Source organism: Sphingomonas sp. GC_Shp_3 (assembly GCF_026540945.1).
Lineage (GTDB): Bacteria > Pseudomonadota > Alphaproteobacteria > Sphingomonadales > Sphingomonadaceae > Sphingomonas.
This window is the reverse complement of sequence record NZ_JALNUT010000009.1, coordinates 124,507-143,252: the sequence shown is the minus strand read 5'-3', so window position 1 is coordinate 143,252 and position 18,746 is coordinate 124,507. Positions and strand designations below refer to the sequence as shown.

Genomic DNA, 18,746 nt, shown 5'->3' with positions numbered 1-18,746 from the left:
TCGAGTAGACATGATCCGAGAGTCGCCGATAGTCTGCAAGGTCCCTGCAGATCGAGCCGCTGGCTCGATCAGGGTCGACGCAGGTTCACGGCGTCATATTGTTCCAAGAGGCTCGTGACCTCCGAGACGATCTGTTCGTACTCTGCTCGATAGCGCGTGGTGGCGTCGTCCATGGGAGTGCCGTCACGACCGTCGTGAATGGTGAAGCCGTTGTCAATCAGCCAGATCGCATCTGCCGCCCTCGATCGTTGCCGCCGCAGATGCATCGCCCATTGTTCAATAAGCCCAGACGGGACCAGCCGCTCAACATCAACCATACACCAACCGTAGCCCCGCCCGGCAGTCGAGGCTATCGGCAAATGCCGCTTGGGGGGTCGAAGGTCGGCCGGAACGGATCTTGCGAGCTACGTGGTCTTATTCGCCCTCATTAACGGGCCAACGACCCTCATCTGCGCCAATACGGATCATCCCACGCCAAGCGCGGTCGCGGCGGCAATGACGATGCCTGTGCCGGCCAATGCGATCGCGCCAATGACGATCGGCGTTGAACGTGCCACCAGAGCGATCGACAGCAGAACGATCGCGACCTGGAGGGCGGTCTCGCCCCATTCGAACCGCTCGCCAATTTCGGACGCGCTGGCACCCTCTTCGCGCAGCATTTCACCGGCACGCTGCAGCTGGCCGATGCCGTGGCCGGCGGAGTCCGGCGCGCGGAGACGGTGGGCCTCCGCAAGCATGGCGTAGCGGTCGGCGGCCGCGACACCGGGGGCTGTGGCCGCACTCTTCAGCACCGTCTCTCGGATGATCTTGGCCTGCATGTAGGCGAAGTCGTCGGACGCAGCGATAGTTCGCAGGACGCTCGTGCGCGCGTGTCCCGCAGCCGCGACATGGATGACCGCCAGTAGCACCGCGAAGATGCCAACGAGGATCGAGACCCGGTCACGGAAGCGCTTCTCCGATGTGCGCTCCGCCGCGTCATGCCGCCCTTGCGCCTCCTCGGCCCGTTCGATGGCCTTGTCGATGAGATCCTTGGCGTCGGCAGGTTCCATGCAGCGTCTCGTTTTGTTCGAAGATTCGACGCTCCGGTTAGCTCGTCTTGCGAGTCCGGCCTAGCCGACCGGCCTAGCCGACCGGCGTCGCCGCAGGAGATGTAAGCGGCGGCGATCTCGTCAGGCAGCGAGGCGCAGTCTGTTCCGCCCGGCGGACTTGGCCTCGTACAGGGCCTCGTCAGCCGCACGGTATACCGAACCGCTGTCCGCGTCGGGCGAGATCGCCGCGACACCGAAGCTCGCGGTCACCCGAACCTTCTGGCCGGAGAATGCATCGACGACACAGGCCTCTATGGCTCGCCGCACGCGCTCGCACGTCTGCACGGCCGTATCCAAGGCCGCGCCCCAGAGGACGATCGCAAACTCCTCGCCGCCAATCCGCGCGACCATGTCGCCGCTCCGGGTCGTGCGCTTGGCCGCGCCCACCACCGCCTTGAGAACCCGGTCGCCGGTCGCATGTCCGTGCGTGTCGTTCACCGCCTTAAAGAAGTCGACGTCGAAGACCGCTACGCACCCGATCCCCTGCCCTGCCACGACTTCGCTCTGCAAGTAGTCGAGTCGACTGAAAAACGCCTTTCTGTTGGGGATGCCGGTCAGCTCGTCCGTGATCGCCTCTTGCACGAGCTCGGCCTCCGCAGCCTTCCTGGCGGTAACGTCGCGCACTACCAGGATCAAACCGGCCGGCGCGCCTCCCTCGTCCGTATAGCTGCGTATGCGGGTCTCACACCAGATAACCCGGTCTTCCCGAACCCTCGCGCGGTATTCCAACGCGATCGTCGTCTCAGGCTCAGAGATCGCGGCATCCCGTGACGTGCTGAACATCGCGAAGTCATCGGCGAGCACGAAGTCTTGCGAGTTCCGCCCGATGACTTCCTCCGCACAGAACCCCGTCAACGACAGTATCGCGGGCGAGCAGTACAGGACGTCGCCATCAAGATTCGTGTGAATAAGCGTGTCGCCGAGGTTCTCGGTCAGCAAACGATAACTGGCTTCGCTCTGCCGCAGGCGCTTGGCGAGCGCCTCCCGACGACGTAGCTCGGTGGCTGCCGGGAGAACCGCCACGACGGCCACCGCCAGGTAGAGCTGGAAGAACTGCGCTCGCGCCCCAACGGTATTGTGCATCAGCGCTATGGGCCCGTGGCCATGCAGTGTTAGCAGACCGCCGACGACCGTCAGGATCAGAACCGAGCTTGTCGCTCCGAGACGGCCGAGACGGAACGTCGCGATGATCAGCGGCAGTATCGGCAGGAAGAGAAGCGGGTAGCGCTCCTGACCGAAGACGCAGAACACCGTGACCATCACAATCGCCAGAAGGACGAGAGCCTCGAGCTTGTGTCGCGGGGAGGTCGCGCGGTACCAATCCGCCCCTTCTCCGCGCAGGACCAGCAGCAGCAGCGGCGCCACGCTGATGGTGCCAAGCCCGTGAGCCGCGAACCACGCCTGCCAGTTCGGCCAGAACGCCTGATGAGTGTGCAACGCAATCACGCCCGCGCCGAGCAGACCCGACAACGCGGGTGCAATCAGGCCTGCAGCCAACACGAAGACGGCCAGGGATCGCAGCTCGTCCAACAACGTCTGATCATCGCCGGTTCCGCGCAGGATCAGTGCGCCGAGCGCGCCCTCTGCGACGATCGCGATGGAGAGGGAGATGCCTGCAAGCGGGCCGATGCCGAAGATCGAAGACGCAGCCCAGGACGCCGCGCCCGTTGCCAGCATAGGCCAGAGCCAGGTGCGGACGGGTCTCACGGCTAGGAACGCGAAGAGCGGCGCGGTGGCAGGCCAGAGAAAGGCGGCTCCGCCCGTGAAGCGGGTCAGCTTGATGCTGGCGCTGGCCAGCAGAAAGAACGAAACGGCGAGAACCATCGTCTTCAGGGTCCGCTCAGCCGCCCGACACATCATCGCCACCCGCCTCATCGTTGCGTATCTGTAGCGAGATGTTGTTGAGAATTCGTTGCAAGCGCGTCGGTCACACGCGTAATGCCTATGCCCGCGCCCCGGCCGATTCCGGCGAAGACGATCCACGACCGCATTCACAGACATTCATGGGGTGGGCGCGCGAAAGTAGCGAAGGTTCCCCGGCGCAATTACACCGTGTGATAAGCCGACCTTCTAGGCCCGATGTTCCCCGCCGGGACGGCCGGGCTTCACTGGCAGAGTGGCGAGGCCTTACCAAATCAATCGAGTTTCAAATTAGGCCGCTCAGAGCTTGTCGAGAGCGCCCGCCGTCAGTGCCACGAGCAGGCAGGCCAGCGACATTGCCGCCGCCGAGGCAGCCGGACCGGCGCGGCGCAGCGACGTCGCCAACGTCCCAGTGGCGTCGATCACCTTGTCCGCCTGCAGGCTCCTTCCCGCAGCTCCCACGGTCTCACTCGGCACGCGGCCTGACCGCGGCTCGAGCGCGAGACGGATCGCCGGCAAGTTTTCCAGTACAGCGGCAGCCAGGAACACAAGCCAGTTGGCTGCGCTTAGGACCAGTGAAAAGACTACGATGATATGGGTCATGCCCGCCCCTTCCTGGTGATGCGCTAGCCGAGCAATACCTGAACCTGCTCCACCGTCTCCATGACGTGCTGGTACTGACCGGCGACAACTATCTCCGTACCCGGCGCGTTCTGCGGCAGCGCTGGTCGAACCGACGCGATCGCGCCTGTGTTGATGTAAACGGGCGTGCCGCTGCGGGTTGTGAGCCGTACGAAGCTGGCGGCATCCCCGATCCGGGCGAGCAGCTTTTCGATCGTTTCATGCGTAAACAAGTAGCCGGCGTCATACTCCAGCTTGGTGGCATCCGGTTCTCCGCCGCGCGCTGAAGGCTGGATCCGGTAAATCGAGGCTGCCGCGATCAACACCGCGCTGCCATCGAGACCGGTCACCCGAAACAGAGGCGCCGCCAATGCGTCCGCGCCGCGCTTCGTCGCTCCGCTCTGCGAAAACAGCGTCTTCAATTGCTCGCCGTTGGGTGACCCCAGCCCAGTGCAGGCATCCCACTCAACTGCCGCCGCATACCCGACGCCAGACACTTTGTTGTTGCCATCAGTCACGTCGTTGCAGTGTCGGGCGATCCATAGAGCGCAGCCTGGATCGCACCGATCGGTGTGCTGCGGCCCGCGTTGAGCCCTGCCACGATCCCGGCCCAGAGCGGCGCCACGGCGCTGGTGCCACCGATCAGGCCGGTCTGCCCGCCCGTGACGATCCGGTAGCCACTGTCGGGATCGGCGTCGCCTGAGACGTCCGGAACGCCTCGGCCGCCCACCGCCCTGCCCGGCCGCGGCACCTCGACGTCCTTTTAACAGTCGGGTTTTGCAAACAGGGCGCTGACGCCCCCGCCGGTACCGCCGCCGTTGCTGTTCCAGACGACCTCGTCTCCACGTCTGCCGCCCGTCGCGGACAATCGTGTTCCCCCACAGCCGAGCACCAGCGGATCGGATGCCGGATAGTCGACGTGCGCCTGGCCGTCGCTCTGGCCGTCGGTGGCGAGAGCATCGCCTGACGCCGCCGTGACCGTAACGCCAAGCGCCGCTGCGTCGGCGAACACAGCCGACATGGCGGCGATCGCCTGACCAGTCCAGCCGCTTTCGGGGCCGCCCCAGCTGATCGAGAGCACCGACGGTTTATTCTCAGTGTCGTGGACGGCTTGGCTGATCGCGTCGGCGAAGCCCTGGCTCGTGTTGGGAGCGAAGTACACCGCGAGCCGGGCACCTGGCGCTACGCCCCCCGCGACCTGGATGTCGAGCGCGACCTCGCCATCCGCACCGCTTCCGTCGCCCGGTGTGTTCGACGCGCCGTCGACCCCGATGGAGACGATGGACGGGATCGATCTCCCCATGGCGCCGAACGCCGCCGTGTTGTCGGCATCGGTGTAGCCGCCGCCTAGCTCGATGATGCCGATGCACTGACCCGCAGCCTGCCAGTCGCCCAGGCCGTAAAGTGCGGCGACCTCGGTCGGCAGGAAACCGCTTGGCGGATTTGCGCCGCGATGAGGCACGAACTTTGGAGTGGCGACGGGCGTCGTGTCGAGACCGAGCACGGCAAGGACGCGGTCCGCGACGTCGGCGGGTGCGCTGAGCGCACCCTCACGTTCGCGGTAGGTGACGCCTTCGTGCTCGTAGAGGTGCAGCTTCGTGCCGAACGCCGCCTCGATCACCGCAGCCGTACCACGCAGCTTCACCAGACGCCTCGCGGCATCCTCTGCGACGACCTCCAGACCAGCCTGCTCAGCAAACGCCCGAACCGCCACGAGGTTTGAGGCCTGCGTCGCTTCCCGCGTCTGCCGTAGCGTGGCGCGTGTATGGAAGGTCCCGTCCGCTGCAGCCGGCGGATCGCCCACCTCTGGTCGCAGGTACACGCTGACCGCGATCGCCTCATCGACAGCGGTGGGACCCGTCCGCGTCATGTTGCGGGGGGCAAGACGTTCGCTTCCGATGATTGGCTGACGCGTCGTGGACATGACCCGGCCCCCGCTATGTTAAAGCGTGCAACGCGTCGCCGCGCGAAAAGGCGCAGCCGCACTGCGCGCTTGTACAGGAATGCTTCTCGTTCTGACGCCGATCCGTACCGAGACATCCTCCCGATCTGTTTTACCGCCGAGCCCCCATTCAGTCTCCGATCGATTTGCGTCGCACCCGAGCTCTGCCGACAGGACCGAGATCGTCCATTTGACGAGCCATTGCCGCAACCATGGCGAGCACGCAGGTGTTCAGTCGCGATGCAATCCGATCTTCCCAGTCCCCTCGCCAGCTGGAGCGAGGCCCCGCGCGTTCGGCGCATGAACGACGTGCCCGTTCGAGGTGACGCGCGCTACGTGTTGTGCTGGCTGCAGCAGGCACTCCGTGCGGTGGACAATCCAGTAATCGACGCAGCCGTTCGGCTCGGCAACGAGCTCGGCCTGCCAGTGCTGGTCTATCACGGCCTGCGCGAGGACTATCCGTTCGCATCGGACCGCCTGCACCGCTTCGTGCTCGGCGCCAGCCGCGATCTGGGGATCGGATGTCGTGACCGGGGCCTTGCCTGCGTTCAATTCGTCGATCGGGCGGGCAAGCGCGAACCTGGCCTCGTCTACCGGCTCGCAGCCGACGCCGCTGCATTGATGCTGGAGGACCAACCCGCGTTTGTGGCGCAGTGGCAATCGGAACGCGTCGCCAAACGCAGCGGCGTCGCCGTCTTCGCTGTGAACGCCGCCTGCCTGGTTCCACCCGCGGCGCTCGACCAGGGCGTCGGTACGACATCCGCCTTCCGACGCCGGCACGAAAAGGCGCGTTCGGCTTGGTCTGCGATTCATGACGAGCAGACCGCGTCGCCGCCGTACGACAGCCCCGTCCCCTTCGATCCTGATCGGCTCGCCGACATGGGGGACGACGAGCTCGACGCGCTGATCGCATCCCTCGACATCGATCACGCGCTGCCACCGAGCGAACTGCTGCCCGGGTCCCGTTACGAGGCGCTGCTGCGGCTCGACCGTCTCAAACGCGAGGTGCTGCCCGCCTATGCGGCTGCGCGGAACAACGCCGCCCGGCCGGAAGGCGCTAGCACGCTGTCCCCATATCTGCATTTCGGCGTGATCGGACCGCGGGAGGTGATGGCGGCGATCGACACAGGCGAGGTCGCTGCCGACAGGCGCGAGAAGTTCGCCGACGAGCTGCTGACCTGGCGCGAATGGTTCCACTACAAAGCGCGAACCATGCGGGTACCCGAGAGCTACGCCCGCATCCCGAACTGGGCGAAGGCGCAGCTCGAGGCTCATGAGGGCGATCCCAGATCGGACCTCGAGACGCTCGACGCGCTGGTGCACGGCACCACACGCGACGAGACCTGGAACGCCTGCCAGAAGCAATATCTGATCGACGGCTGGATGCACAACAACCTGCGGATGTACTGGGCCAAGCGCATCATCGCCATGACGCCCGATCCACGCACCGGCTGGGCGACCGCCTGCTACCTCAACGATCGCCTGAGCCTCGATGGACGCGATCCCTCGACCTACCGCAATCTCGCCTGGGCATGGGGCGATGCCGCGCCAGGCTACCGCGACAACCCGATCTTCGGGATGGTACAGACCCGGACGGACCGTTCGATTCGCGAGCGTCCCGGAGGACCCGAGTGGTTGGCAAAGGCGGCGGCACGCGCCGCGCCGAAGCTGTCGGTGCCAGAGCAGGTGCCCGAGGATCCATACCTGACCGAGAGGCTGCCGATCTGATGCCGGAGCATCTTACCATTGGAGATGTCCGGATTGCATCCAGGCATCCTCGCGGTTCAAAGCCGTCGCACATGTTCCGCAAGTTCGCTCCCCTCCTGATCGTCGGGCTGGCGGGCTGTGTAGCCACATCGGCCCCGCCGCAGGTCGACGCACTCGCGCCAGGATTTGCGCCACTGGCCTTCTTCGACGGGCACACGGAAGGAAGAGGAGTGCTGCGCGTGATCGCGTCCAAGCCGCGCACCGTGCACGTCACCGGCACTGGCCGCTTGGGCCCTGATGGAGCGCTGAGCCTTGTTCAGCGGATCGATCAAGAGGGGAAACAGCCGCGAACGCGCACCTGGTCGCTGAAACCTAACAGATCCGGTGGTTATTCGAGCATGCTGAGCGACGCCACTGGGCCTGTACTGGTCGCGACCGACCGCGGGCGACTGCACATCCGCTTCAGGACCAAGGGCGACGTTCGGGTCGAGCAGTGGCTTGTGCTGGAACCCGGCGGACGCGTCGCACGCAATCACCTGGTGGCGCGCAAGTTCGGACTCCGGGTTGCGGTGCTGGACGAGACGATCACGAAGATAGACTAGCCCAATACCCGTCCAGAAGACGGGATGACGTGAGGATCGCCGATGTGGGCGAACAATGCCGAGAATTGGGCACGCACAGGGTCGCGGCGCTCACTGCGGTCTTTCGTCTCTCAAAACATGACGGACAAAGGCCTGTAGGTTTGGCTGCGCGGCGATGAAGGCTGGCGCCAAGGGCGGTAGATCGGCGCGGTTGAGCAACGCTCGGCGCAACGCCTCGTACTGGGTGTCTTCTGCTAGATCCTGAACGCCGTCGCATGCCCGAAGGCCTAAGGAGCGCAGGCGCTGCACGGACTCCAAGTCCGTCAGACCTTCCGGCCAACCGCCCCCAGTCGATCGGACGCCCTCATATCCCATCTTCTTGAACTCCACTGTATCAACTCAGCATGCGCCGTCTAACACAGATGAAAACGTGAAAGACATACCATGACATCAGATGGGCTACGCGCGTGGCGTGAGCTTGGTCGAAGTCTATCGATGGAAGTTGTAGCCAGTCCGCAAGAGATCGGCGGCATAGCCTACGTGAGCGGCATAAAATCGGCAGGCCTATACCGATACGGTGCCGCTGCCTCATCCACTTGATGCTCGTAGCGATTGTTAAAGTTGCCATTAGAATCGCGGCACGCACTTCCGTCAGAGTAGCGACCGCTGCACCGCAACTTGGGCAGCCACTTCGCCCATTCCAAGACGGCGGCGCATCTCTTCGGACGCGCTATACCGTACATCAACATCGCGGTCGCGCGCGAACGCAGACAGCGCATCGTCACTCAGCTCGTTCCAGGGACGCTTGCGATGGGGACCAGCCGGCACGCGTGGCAGCAAACCCGGCTGCTCGCTCCACGCAAGCAGCTGCTCGAGCGAAAAGGCGTTCAGCATGTCACGGAGATGGTGCGCGGTGACATAGGCGTCAGGCAGCGCGCGATGTGCGGGAAGCCCAATCGCCCGATCGAGGCCAATTGGCATGCGCTGATAGCGCGGCGCTGGTTGGAGAAGCCGGCGAGATGCGGCCAGGTCCGTAGTGCGCATTTCCAGGTGCAGATCCACCGTGCCCCGCCAGATAGTATCGGCGTACAAAAGCGCTGCTCGAACGTCGCACGGTGGGCAGCGAGCGCGAGCACCCCGCGAGTGGGCCGGAGTATCGGCGGCGCTACGTCCTTCCAGAACGGCGCACCCTCGACGTCCGCATCAACGATGTGGTGGACCGCCATCGTGTCGATGGAGATCGGCGCTCCAGGATTGACGAAGGCCGCCCCCCGCTCGTCGTTTAACGACCAGAGACCGTCCTCGCCCAGCACGACGTCCTGCCAACCGATCTCGCACACATTATGTGAGGACGGTCCAGACGTCTCTAAATCAATCACGCGGACGCGATTTAAACTGCATGCCATCCGGCTCATCATACGGCACGATTAAACCGCCGGCTGCGTTCCTGCAATGTTCTTCAATAGCAAACGGAGTCACCAAATTGGGCGTATACTGGGAACCGATGCGTGCAAACGGCGTGTATTTTGCGGCCTTGCGCTTTCGAGAGTGCGGCCGATCAAAACGACCTCGTCGTTTGCGGCGGTCGGGCTAAGCCGAGGCTCGGCGAGCTTGCAGTCTGGCCCCCGATCTCAAACATATTGCGATAATAGCGAAGCCTGCGCGTTCCAATCGAGCGGCCAATCAATATCAAGAAGCTTTTTTACCGTTAGCAGCTTTGGCTGTCGTCCTTCGACGATCGCGGTAGCGATCTCAGGCGAAAGCCACGAAAGCCTGACGAGTTTGGCGATGCGGTGGCGACAGCGTTGCTGGTCCGCAGCGATTACTCGGATCGAGCGATCTGGTGAATCCAGTATCAAATCACGGGCCGAACGCGCTTCGGCGAGCAAGGCGACCAGCTTCGCATCACGCTGAGGTGCCGAATGTCCGGCTTCGGCGAGCACAAGCTTGGTAGCCTTGCCCTCCCGGACTTTGGTAGCGCTGGCAGATAAAAGGATCGGATTGGGGTCATCTGGTCTGCTGGCTTCCAGTATTCGCGCCACCGCTATTCGATCGATCTCAATCGTGATTTCCTCCCGCGTCATCGCAATCGAAGTTATCAACTTTGCAAAAACCGCTCCCCTCCTCGCTGGATCACCGAGACGTTGAGCAGCATCGCTTGCGCGCTGAACCAGCGAGGCGATTGTGGCGGCAGCGTTACCCACGCCCGCGAGATTTGCTATCTCGCGATAGTCACGAAAGTAGGCGACTAACCGATCGATCACTGCTGCCTCGACATCCTGCGCCGGCATTCGCCACGCCTGTGGCGCGCCCGGTCGAAGCTCCGAGGCGTGGGTGACATAATAGCGGTAGCGCCGCCCGTTTTTAACGGCATGGCTTGGCGTCATCCGCCGGCCGTGACCATCGCGCAGGATCCCAGCGAGCAGGCTCGTGCTTTGGCTATTACGCGCCCGCCTACGGTTTACGCGATTATCGGCGATATGCTGCTGCACGCGCGTCCACAGCTCCTCGTTGATGATCGGCTCGTGCTCGCCGGCATGCTCGACATCCTTATGCACGACCTTGCCAATGTAGATCGGATTGGCGAGCAGATGAAACAGCACGCCGCGCTCGAACGGGATACCGCCGACGACGCGCCCTCCGACCTGGCGCTGTTTTGTGCGGTATCCAGCGGCGCGAAGTTCTTCGATGACCTCGCGCCCCGACCCAAGCTCTGCGTACCGCGTAAATATGTGCCGAACCGATCTGGCCTCCGCTTCATTGATGATCAGCTTGCGATCTTTGACATCGTACCCGATCGGCACCGGGCCGCCCATGAACATGCCTTTGCGCTTCGAAGCCGCAATCTTGTCTCGGATCCGCTCGCCGGTCACCTCGCGCTCAAACTGCGCGAAGCTCAGCAGTACGTTGAGTGTCAAACGACCCATGCTGGTGGTGCTGTTCAGCGACTGGGTTACCGAAACAAAAGACGCACCCTTTGTATCGAGCACTTCGACGATGCGGGCGAAATCCGTCAATGCGCGCGTCAGACGGTCGACCTTGTACACGACGATGGTGTCGACTTTGCCCGCGGCAATATCAGCAAGCAGCCGCTTGAGGCCGGGCCGCTCCATATTTCCGCCGGAGTAGCCGCCATCATCATAGCGGTCTAAAACCTCAATCCAGCCTTCGTGCCGCTGGCTAAGAATATAGGCTGATCCGGCTTCGCGTTGGGCATCCAGGCTATTGAACTCCTGCTCGAGCCCCTCATCGGTACTCTTGCGAGTGTACACCGCACAGCGGACAACCTTCTTTTCATCCATGGATGCCGACCCCAAAGAATCGCGGGCCTGACCACGCCACGCCAGTCACTTCACGTGCGATTGCGGAAAGTGAGCGATACAGGCGGCCATCCCACAGCATGCCGTCACCGGTCGCCTGAACATCGATCGTGCGGCCGTTCCACTCACGAACATACCGGGTTCCAGGCGCGACCACGGCAGCAACTTTGCCGCCACTGGCCAGGGCACGCGCAACCGGTGCAGCCATCTTGCCGAATGCCTGTTCCTGCAGCCGGTACGCTATACCTCGGCGCAACAATTCGGCGGCGATCCGGGGCGGCTCGGAGCGATACACCCGGCGCCACTCAGCCGGCAGATCCGATGCGGGCAGCGTGAGGAGCGTCGTCAGCAGCTCAGCCGTTTCCGCCATGATCAAGCCACCACCGAAATCGAATAGCAGGTGATCCCGTCACGCTTAGCCTTTGCGATCGCATAGCCCTTCTTGCGCAAGCCGGTCAGGACGGCTCGCGTCGTGTGCGGAAGCCAGCCGGTCGCGACTACGAGGTCATCGAGAGTAGCCCCCTCGCCCCGCATGAGCAGCTCAAGCACGGCCCCAAGCTTGCTGAACTTCTTCGCGGTCGAAAGTTCGGCCCGCACTTCGTCAACCGCTCCAGGTGCGGCCACGACGCCGATTGCTACCAGACCGGCATCGCAGATGCGGAGCCCGTATCGCTGTTCTCCGTCCTGAGACCATGCCCGGCTCACGTCACTGACAACAACCTTTTCGATTAGGCCGCGCGAAAGGAGGGCGCCGATCGACTTCTCGAGCGCAGCGCGGGGCGCGGTAATCGATGTCGGAAGCGGCAGCACGTTCGCATCCGGTCGCTGTGCGGCGTGCGACAGCAGCACACGTTGTGTATCACTAAGTTTTATCATGAAAAGGTCCTTGCAAGCAGGATCGACATCGCGTCGCTCCCACCGCCCAGAGCCTCGCCAGTCATACTGATCGAGGCGGCAACCGACTGTTGGCTGCGTTATCTAGGAGCACCAATGCTCCGTTCGCGCTCGAAGTCGACTTGATTGTGCCGCGACCGGAAAGCCGATTGTGGACGTTTCACGTATTTGCGACTGTGTCGCCGCAGGAGGCGCATACCCGACATTAGTAGCAGGGATAGGAACGACGGCTTCCACCCAACTTCGGCAGTTCACGATCGACGGAGCGGACGCCTGCCGCCCCGAACCGGGCCGTCGGTTTTCGGCCCGGACAGCGAACTGGCCAGAAACGCCCATTTGCAGTCAAGCCGGCGATGCTTGCGTGAAGATTTCACCGCCAATTAGACGAAGCCGTACTCGCCGTCGGACCAGCTACTGCTCGCACTGCTGTTTCCGTCCCACATTTCGCCATCGACAAACAGGATCGGTGCACCGCCGATTGGCTGATCATCCCATCGCTGGCGCTGGCCGGCCCAGATCAGAAGCTGGGACAATGCATCGACTTGGTCGTCATGGCGGCCGGACGGGAAGGCCAGCAGCTCCTGCTTGAATTCGGCAAGCCAGCTGGCTTCGGTAGGCAGGAGCAGCTGCCCGCCCTCGATCATCGCGCTAACGCCGGCGAGGCGGGTCTTCTTGTCGGCCTCGGGCTTGCGCGCGATTGGCTGCGGCACGCCGCGCGGGCTCTCGTTGAGCAACGTCTGGTAGAGCTGCGTCCCGCTCGCCTGATCCTCAATCAGCATAATGTTGGCGCTATGGTGCTGCGCCAGGCTGATCGCGGCGCGACGCAGGTCCGGGAACTCGACCTTGCGCCGCCAGACATTGAGCACGAACACCTCGTTCTTGACGAGACGGGCGGTAATACAGACCGACCAATCGTTGAGCAGGCCGTTTTTCGATGCCGTATCCCAGCTCTGCACAACCCGACCCCAGTCCGGCACGCTGTCATAGCTCTTGAGCCATTCGGCGCGAATCATGTTGCCCCGGGCGGGCACAGGGTCCTGCTGGTACTGAGCCTGGAACAGCGCGGAACCGATACTGCGCTTCTCCCGCAGCAGCTCCTCCGTCGAGTGCCGTGCGGCGTGGAGCGCCTCACCGGTGAGGCGCGTGTAGCTACGCTGGCGCGTGAGCGGAACCGTGACCTCGTCTGTTGCGATCGCGGGCAGGCTCAGCTCGTGCCATTCTCCGCTCTCCAGCAGCATCCCTGCGAGGTCATATTGGTGCAGCCGCTGCATGACGGTAATGATCGCGCCGCGCTTTTTGTCGTTCAGCCGCGACGCGAGCGTGGCGTAGAACCACTCGTTGACGCCGTCGCGAACGGTATCGGACATCGCATCGTCCGGCTTGATTGGATCGTCGATGACGATGATGTCGCCACCGCGGCCGGTCAGGGTGCCGCCCACCGACGTCGCGAGCCGCCCTCCGCCGCGCGTCGTCTCGAAATCGTGCACGGCCGAGCGAGTCGAGGCGATGATCGTGTGCGGGAACAATTCCCTGTACCAGCCGGACTGCATTATCGAGCGGCAGTCGCGCGCATGCTTGGCGGCGAGCTCGCTCGAATAGCTGACGCACACGAAGTTGAGCCGCGGATCCCGTCCCAGGCACCAGGCGACCCAGGCAACCGAGATCATGATCGATTTGAGATTGCGTGGCGGCAGCGTCACCAGCAGCCGCCGGCAGCTGCCGTCACGCACGCGGGTCAGCTCATGCGCGATCGCGTCGAGATGCCAGTTGGGCTCGAGATCCGCGCCCCCACTAATGTGCGGAAAAGCGCTAATCAGGAACGACACGAAATCCGACCGGATCAGCTCGACGATCACGGCGTGCGGATCGTCCGCACGCGACAGGTCACTCATCGCCCGCACCTCCCGTCCCGGTGGTCTGGCCCAGCATGTGCTGGATGATCAACCGGTCGGTGTCGCTCAGCTCCCTGGCTGTGGTGCGCTCGTCCTCAAAGCCGAACGCATCGATCACAAGCGTCAGCAGCTTGTCGGCAGCGGCGATCTTGCCCTTGGCGGCCTGAGCCGCGAGCGACTTCAGGACGACCCGAAGCGTGCGCATCCGCCTAGGCTTGCCGTTGACCGTGATCGTCAGCTGCTCGTTAATCACGGCAAGCAGCTCGCTCTTCAGTCCCTTAGCGCCTTGGGGGCGGCCACGCGGGTTGCCGGAGCGCCCCGGCTTAAACTGGTGCTGCCGAGGCGGCCGACGATAGCCAACGCGCTCCTCGTTCTCACCAACTTCACTAGGCTCGCTGTCGGCGCGCTCGATCTTATTATCAGCCACGGCTCACCTCCTCAGCGCGACGCTCGGTCGCGACCTCATTCCAGCTGCGCCCGTCGCCGAGCACGGGCGTGTGGCCGGTCGCCTCGCCCAGCCGGCGAAGCGCCGTATCGACATAGAGCGGGTCGAGCTCGAGTCCGGCGCCCACCCGTTTTGTCCGATGCGCCGCGATCAAGGTCGTACCTGACCCGCTGAACGGATCGAGGATCAGGTCGCCGCGATGCGAGCAGTCGAGGATCGCGTCCGCTACCATTGCGACCGGTTTCACCGTCGGGTGGTCCGCCAAATCCTGAGCGCGGCCCTTGCGGAAGGTGTTGGCGCCGGCAAAGCTCCAGACGTTGGTGCGATAGCGCCCCTTCTCACCGAGCCCAAAGCTGTTGATGTGGCGTTCGTTGCCCGACTTGAAGATGAAGACGAGCTCGTGCTGCGAGCGGTAGAACGTACCCATGCCGGCGTTGTCCTTCACCCATACCGCCAGCTGCTTGAACGTCGTGTAGACGCCGTCGCTCGCGTCCATCATCTCGCGGACGTGCCGCCAGTCCATGCAGTGGTAGTGGATCGAGCCATTCCCCGAGAAGCCGACGCAGTGACGAAACACCGTGCGCAGGAAGCTGGTGAACTCAGGGCTGGTCATCTCGCCCGAGGCCTCAGCAAACTCGCGGTGCTGCACCTGTCCCAGCCCGGACACGTTGCCGGCGATGGGCACGTTGTAGGGCGGATCCGCGAACACCATCGTCGCACGGTCGGCCCCGAGCAGCGCCTCGTAGCTGGCGCGATCGCGCGCGTTGCCGCAGTACAGGCGGTGCGGGCCGACGCTCCACAGATCGCCGGGGCGGCTCACAGCAACCCCGGTCGGATCCGGCAGCTCGACCGGCTCTTGTGCGGTCGCCGGCTCGGCGCCGAGCTGGACGTCGAAGTCACCGAGGCTGAACCCGGTCAGCCCAAGATCGTAGTCCTGCTCATACAGGAACTCGAGCTCTGCGCTGAGCAGCGCGTCGTCCCATTCGGACAGGTCGCCCAGCCGGTTCTCGGCGAGCGCAAAGGCACGGCGGTCGGCCTCGGTCATGAACCGGGCGCGGATCACCGGCACCTCGGTCAACCCGATTAGGCCGGCGGCGGCCCAGCGCCCCGCCCCGGCGACGATGAGCGAGGCATCGTCAGCAATGATTGGAACCACGAAGCCGAAGCGCTTTATTGATCCGCCGATCTGATGCAGCTGCTTGTCGCTGTGCTTTCGCGGGTTCTTCGGGTTTGGGTGCAGCGAAGTGCGCGGCACCATCTCAATGCGAGGATGGTTCGTAAGCTCGGTCATTCGGGTGCTCCTGCGAAGGGAACATCCCTACTGACGACCAATCAGCGCTTATGCGAAACCAAAATTGGGGTCGGCCCGAATGCGGCGAATACTTTCCTCGCGACCAGGCAACAGCGAGGCGTCGAGCGCATGGATCGGGCTGGACCTGAACAGCTCCATGAGGTGACCCTCGGCCGGCTCCGGCTTGCACCTGACCGTGTCGATCATGTTCATGATCGCCGTCGTGGTGGTGTGTTGAGAGTCGATGCCCCGCAACAACAGGTCGATCGCGCGGGTACCCGCGCAGTTAGGCGTCGGGCCTCGGCCGCCATTGTTCTTATTGCGCGCTATCGTGAGCCGGAGGCCGAGCGTCGGCTCGATCAAGCCTACCAAGGCGCGTACCGCTGCTTCAAGCGCGATGTCGGTCCTGCGCCCAGGCGCCGGCTGATAATGCCGGGCGCAGGCCCCGGCTGCCTGGCGCACACGGGCGATGATGTCGGCGGGCTCGCCTACCGGATCGAGTACCCAAGCCGCATCGCCGGGCTCAAGATAGGTCGTAAGCTCGACCATGAACTCCGGCGCCATCGCCTCCAGAACGACTTGGACGTCTTCGCCGTCGCGCAGCAGCTTGAGGAGCTGTTTGTGGCGTCCGGGGTCGCCCCAATAGGCCTGGGTCGAGCGGTCGGCCGCGAACGCTTCCGCGATAGCACTAAGCTGCTTCTCAGTATCGGATGGCAGCTCACGCGCGCCGGCGGTCAGCGAACCTATCGCGCACGCGACCAACCCGACAGGCACGTCGAAGTTATGCGAGGCGGTCGGCGCAAAGGAGACGACTGTAAGAAACGGCTGCAACAGCTCAGCTTTGACAATCCTGGCCACGACGCTCTCCTGATATCAGCTGAGCTAATCCCTGTTCCCACCCTAGCGTATTTGCTTATCCAAGTGTCGAAAATGTGCGGTTCTTTGCCCGCCAGGTCCCGCATCCTCGACCGGAAAAGAGGATGATCCCTGTATTGTCCCTGCAGAACAGGGAAATTTGACGCGAGACCGGTTCGCTCAGGACTGCGTGGCGCACCACTTCCGGTTAAAACCGGGCACCATGGTCATAGCGGCATCGCCGGACCGTATGACCGCGCTTTCAAGCGCCGCTGTGCTGCCTTGAATGTGGATGGCATGGTTGTCCACGCTGATGCTGTCGATCAGCAGCTTGACATAGGCTTTTCGCAGCGCCGAATTCCCTCCCTTCAGTTGCTCGCAGATCAGCTTGCCAAATTTGACGATAGTCTCCTCGCTGATGCGTTGCGGTCCTCGTTCGAGCTGAAGGTTCAGGCTGCGCTCGCTGGCTTCCAGTTGTACGACGTTTTGACGGTGCTGGGCGAGCCGCTCGGCGAACAGCGGATCCCTGGGCGACATCAGGCCTTCCTCAAGCATCTCCAGCAATCTTCGTATGCGCGTTTCCGCTGCGACTTTCTCCCGCCTGACACGATTGAGATCCTCGTGTCGCTGCGCATCCGCCAAATCGGATTTCTCAAGCACGGCCTGCAGCAATTTGAGGAGCCGATCACGCTCGAGGATACGATCTGTCAGAACCGACAAGACGATGCTGTCGAGTTCATCCTGGCGGATCGCGCGCGTCTCACAGCGCCCGGCACCACCGGTCAGCTTCGCATTGCATGCATAGTAGATGTATTGTCCGGACTTGCCGGTACGGATCGTCATGCCGGCTCCGCAGCCAAGTGCGTTGCACCTCAAGATACCGGTCAGCAGCGTCGGGCCGTTGGTGACCCGCGGCGGCGTTACCTTGGGAGCGGCCCTGGCACGCCGAGCTGCGACCTCCGCGATGATCTGGGGCGAGACGATTTCCGGACATGGTATGACAATACTTTCCTCAATCGAGGGCGTCCGACCTTTGCTGTCGGCCGTCCGATCAAGATATTTGCCACCATAATGCTGACGCGTAAGAATGCCGTCGACGCTGCTGTAAAAGAATTCGCGGCCGCGGTTCCGGTATCCCAGCGCATTCAGGTGCTCGGCAATTGCCCGAGTGCCCATCGGGGTGCCGTGCAGGCCATTCCGCGCCAAGCCGTAGATCAGCCGCACGACAGCGGCTTCCTCCTCCACGATGAAGAGCTTGCGGCGCTCTTTGCGCCCCTCGACCGCCACGGTGCGAGCCTGATAGCCGAAAGGCACCGGTCCGCCGTTGAAATACCCTGCCTGCGCATTTCCGCGCCTATCCCGACGCGTGAAGATGGATGCGTCGAGGGCGTACTTTTCGTTCATGACGCCGATCATGCTGCGCATGAGCCGACCGTTGGCGTCATCGCCAAATTCCTCGGTCAGAGAAATGAGGCGAACGCCAGCCTGCTCGAGTTTGTACTCGCTGGTGACTTGCGTCAGCAGCCGCCTGGCGAAGCGTGACAAGGCGTAGACATAGATGATGTCCACCGGTCGCTCCGGGCTGATCGCGTCGGCCAGCATGGCATCGAACTGGCGACGCTGGAGCTTGCGACCGGAGACGTTCAGCTCCTCGAACATCTCGATCATTTCGACGCCGTCACGTCTCGCCCGCTCCCTGATCGCGCCGATCTGCGCCGCGATGCTCGCGTTGTTACCGTCCTCGTCGTCGTTGCTGACCCGGACATATCCATAGGCGCGCAGCGGGCGGCTCATGTTCTTTCATCCTGCAATTGGTGTCCATGCTGCTCGGCAGCGATCTTATCCTCTCCGCTAAACAGATTGATCAGGGCCTCGCCGAGCGCGCTGACAATTAGATCGACCTCGCCGGGCAGAAGCGCAATTACCGGCGGGAGGTCGACGATAACCTCACGCGAACACTCGGCTCCAGCCTGTCGAGCGAGCGCGTGGTTCGCAGGAACAGATGGCGCCGGCGGCATGGTGGCCGAGTGGTGCTATCTTGCTTAGCTGTTTGCGGTCCACCTACCCCGAAAATGAACAATGCTCGCCGCCTCGATCTTTACCAGCGGAATGACAGAAGGACCCACATGCGGTCGTTCGCGGCTCGTTTTCGGCTTCCCAACTCCGGTCACCCGTTCATGTTGCTAGAACGTCCGGTTTCAGGCGTTCGAGAACGGCCGCGGAACGGCTCGAGGTGGTGGAAAGCGGACA

General features: G+C 63.4%; 17 protein-coding genes and 1 pseudogene. 2 read left to right on the top strand and 16 right to left on the bottom strand.

Annotation, left to right across the window (positions count from 1 at the left end):
* Nucleotides 1-68 precede the first annotated feature (68 nt).
* The 7 genes from OXR00_RS15900 to OXR00_RS15870 form a co-directional block, all read right to left on the bottom strand.
* A complete protein-coding gene (locus OXR00_RS15900) occupies nt 69-317 on the bottom strand; it encodes a hypothetical protein (RefSeq protein ID WP_267389258.1) in 249 nt (82 codons plus the stop codon).
* A gap of 147 nt (nt 318-464) precedes the next feature.
* On the bottom strand, nt 465-1,049 hold the full coding sequence (locus OXR00_RS15895; protein WP_267389257.1) for a DUF4337 family protein: 585 nt from the start codon (nt 1,047-1,049) through the stop codon (nt 465-467).
* A gap of 120 nt (nt 1,050-1,169) precedes the next feature.
* The gene (locus OXR00_RS15890; protein WP_267389256.1) at nt 1,170-2,912 is read right to left on the bottom strand and encodes a sensor domain-containing diguanylate cyclase; all 1,743 of its coding nucleotides are present in this window, start codon (nt 2,910-2,912) and stop codon (nt 1,170-1,172) included.
* 336 nt (nt 2,913-3,248) lie between these two features.
* Entirely contained in the window at nt 3,249-3,551 is a 303-nt protein-coding gene (locus tag OXR00_RS15885) for a hypothetical protein (RefSeq protein WP_267389255.1), read from the bottom strand.
* A gap of 23 nt (nt 3,552-3,574) precedes the next feature.
* The gene (locus OXR00_RS15880) at nt 3,575-3,991 is read right to left on the bottom strand and encodes a hypothetical protein (protein ID WP_267389254.1); all 417 of its coding nucleotides are present in this window, start codon (nt 3,989-3,991) and stop codon (nt 3,575-3,577) included.
* 92 nt (nt 3,992-4,083) lie between these two features.
* Nucleotides 4,084-4,320 (bottom strand): hypothetical protein, encoded by a 237-nt coding sequence (locus OXR00_RS15875; RefSeq protein ID WP_267389253.1) that lies wholly within the window; start codon nt 4,318-4,320, stop codon nt 4,084-4,086.
* A 12-nt stretch (nt 4,321-4,332) separates the two neighbouring features.
* Nucleotides 4,333-5,493 carry a S53 family peptidase gene (locus tag OXR00_RS15870; protein ID WP_267389251.1) on the bottom strand — a complete coding sequence of 387 codons (1,161 nt, stop codon included), beginning with the start codon at nt 5,491-5,493 and terminating at the stop codon, nt 4,333-4,335.
* Between the two features lie 318 nt (nt 5,494-5,811).
* Here OXR00_RS15870 and OXR00_RS15865 point away from each other — a divergent pair, with 318 nt between their 5' ends.
* Both OXR00_RS15865 and OXR00_RS15860 read left to right on the top strand, forming a co-directional pair.
* Nucleotides 5,812-7,239, top strand: a complete 1,428-nt coding sequence (locus tag OXR00_RS15865; RefSeq protein WP_267389250.1) for a deoxyribodipyrimidine photo-lyase — start codon at nt 5,812-5,814, stop codon at nt 7,237-7,239.
* Nucleotides 7,240-7,310: 71 nt separating this feature from the next.
* Entirely contained in the window at nt 7,311-7,820 is a 510-nt protein-coding gene (locus tag OXR00_RS15860) for a DUF3833 family protein (RefSeq protein WP_267389249.1), read from the top strand.
* Between the two features lie 630 nt (nt 7,821-8,450).
* On the opposite strand, the pseudogene OXR00_RS15855 reads toward OXR00_RS15860, so the two are convergent.
* The 9 genes and pseudogenes from OXR00_RS15855 to OXR00_RS15815 all read right to left on the bottom strand — a co-directional run bounded on the left by OXR00_RS15855 (nt 8,451) and on the right by OXR00_RS15815 (nt 18,290).
* Nucleotides 8,451-9,214 (bottom strand): annotated as a pseudogene (locus tag OXR00_RS15855) (DNA polymerase III subunit epsilon).
* A 216-nt stretch (nt 9,215-9,430) separates the two neighbouring features.
* Nucleotides 9,431-11,101, bottom strand: a complete 1,671-nt coding sequence (locus tag OXR00_RS15850; RefSeq protein ID WP_267389248.1) for a recombinase family protein — start codon at nt 11,099-11,101, stop codon at nt 9,431-9,433.
* Entirely contained in the window at nt 11,094-11,489 is a 396-nt protein-coding gene (locus OXR00_RS15845) for a DUF2924 domain-containing protein (RefSeq protein ID WP_267389247.1), read from the bottom strand. The genes OXR00_RS15850 and OXR00_RS15845 overlap by 8 nt, the downstream gene beginning before the upstream one ends.
* Before the next feature lie 2 nt (nt 11,490-11,491).
* Nucleotides 11,492-11,968, bottom strand: a complete 477-nt coding sequence (locus OXR00_RS15840) for a DUF3489 domain-containing protein (protein ID WP_267389246.1) — start codon at nt 11,966-11,968, stop codon at nt 11,492-11,494.
* A gap of 425 nt (nt 11,969-12,393) precedes the next feature.
* On the bottom strand, nt 12,394-13,905 hold the full coding sequence (gene terL, locus OXR00_RS15835) for a phage terminase large subunit (RefSeq protein ID WP_267389245.1): 1,512 nt from the start codon (nt 13,903-13,905) through the stop codon (nt 12,394-12,396).
* Nucleotides 13,898-14,332 (bottom strand): DUF5681 domain-containing protein, encoded by a 435-nt coding sequence (locus tag OXR00_RS15830; RefSeq protein WP_267389244.1) that lies wholly within the window; start codon nt 14,330-14,332, stop codon nt 13,898-13,900. Before OXR00_RS15830 ends, terL begins: the two co-directional genes overlap by 8 nt.
* Nucleotides 14,325-15,641 (bottom strand): DNA methyltransferase, encoded by a 1,317-nt coding sequence (locus OXR00_RS15825; protein WP_267389243.1) that lies wholly within the window; start codon nt 15,639-15,641, stop codon nt 14,325-14,327. The genes OXR00_RS15830 and OXR00_RS15825 overlap by 8 nt, the downstream gene beginning before the upstream one ends.
* A 48-nt stretch (nt 15,642-15,689) precedes the next feature.
* On the bottom strand, nt 15,690-16,499 hold the full coding sequence (locus OXR00_RS15820; RefSeq protein WP_267389242.1) for a hypothetical protein: 810 nt from the start codon (nt 16,497-16,499) through the stop codon (nt 15,690-15,692).
* 177 nt (nt 16,500-16,676) lie between these two features.
* Nucleotides 16,677-18,290: a recombinase family protein gene (locus tag OXR00_RS15815; protein ID WP_267389241.1), complete on the bottom strand. Its 1,614-nt coding sequence runs from the start codon at nt 18,288-18,290 to the stop codon at nt 16,677-16,679.
* Between the last annotated feature and the right edge of the window lie 456 nt (nt 18,291-18,746).

Bases quoted from the DNA above. Each gene is read 5' to 3' on its own strand.
- OXR00_RS15815 (WP_267389241.1), bottom strand. From the start codon at position 18,290: ATGAGCCGCCCGCTGCGCGCCTATGGATATGTCCGGGTCAGCAACGAC.
- OXR00_RS15865 (WP_267389250.1), top strand. From the start codon at position 5,812: ATGAACGACGTGCCCGTTCGAGGTGACGCGCGCTACGTGTTGTGCTGG.
- OXR00_RS15860 (WP_267389249.1), top strand. From the start codon at position 7,311: ATGTTCCGCAAGTTCGCTCCCCTCCTGATCGTCGGGCTGGCGGGCTGT.
- OXR00_RS15870 (WP_267389251.1), bottom strand. From the start codon at position 5,493: ATGTCCACGACGCGTCAGCCAATCATCGGAAGCGAACGTCTTGCCCCC.
- OXR00_RS15825 (WP_267389243.1), bottom strand. From the start codon at position 15,641: ATGACCGAGCTTACGAACCATCCTCGCATTGAGATGGTGCCGCGCACT.
- OXR00_RS15850 (WP_267389248.1), bottom strand. From the start codon at position 11,101: ATGGATGAAAAGAAGGTTGTCCGCTGTGCGGTGTACACTCGCAAGAGT.
- OXR00_RS15890 (WP_267389256.1), bottom strand. From the start codon at position 2,912: ATGGTTCTCGCCGTTTCGTTCTTTCTGCTGGCCAGCGCCAGCATCAAG.
- OXR00_RS15885 (WP_267389255.1), bottom strand. From the start codon at position 3,551: ATGACCCATATCATCGTAGTCTTTTCACTGGTCCTAAGCGCAGCCAAC.
- terL (WP_267389245.1), bottom strand. From the start codon at position 13,905: ATGAGTGACCTGTCGCGTGCGGACGATCCGCACGCCGTGATCGTCGAG.
- OXR00_RS15845 (WP_267389247.1), bottom strand. From the start codon at position 11,489: ATGGCGGAAACGGCTGAGCTGCTGACGACGCTCCTCACGCTGCCCGCA.
- OXR00_RS15895 (WP_267389257.1), bottom strand. From the start codon at position 1,049: ATGGAACCTGCCGACGCCAAGGATCTCATCGACAAGGCCATCGAACGG.
- OXR00_RS15900 (WP_267389258.1), bottom strand. From the start codon at position 317: ATGGTTGATGTTGAGCGGCTGGTCCCGTCTGGGCTTATTGAACAATGG.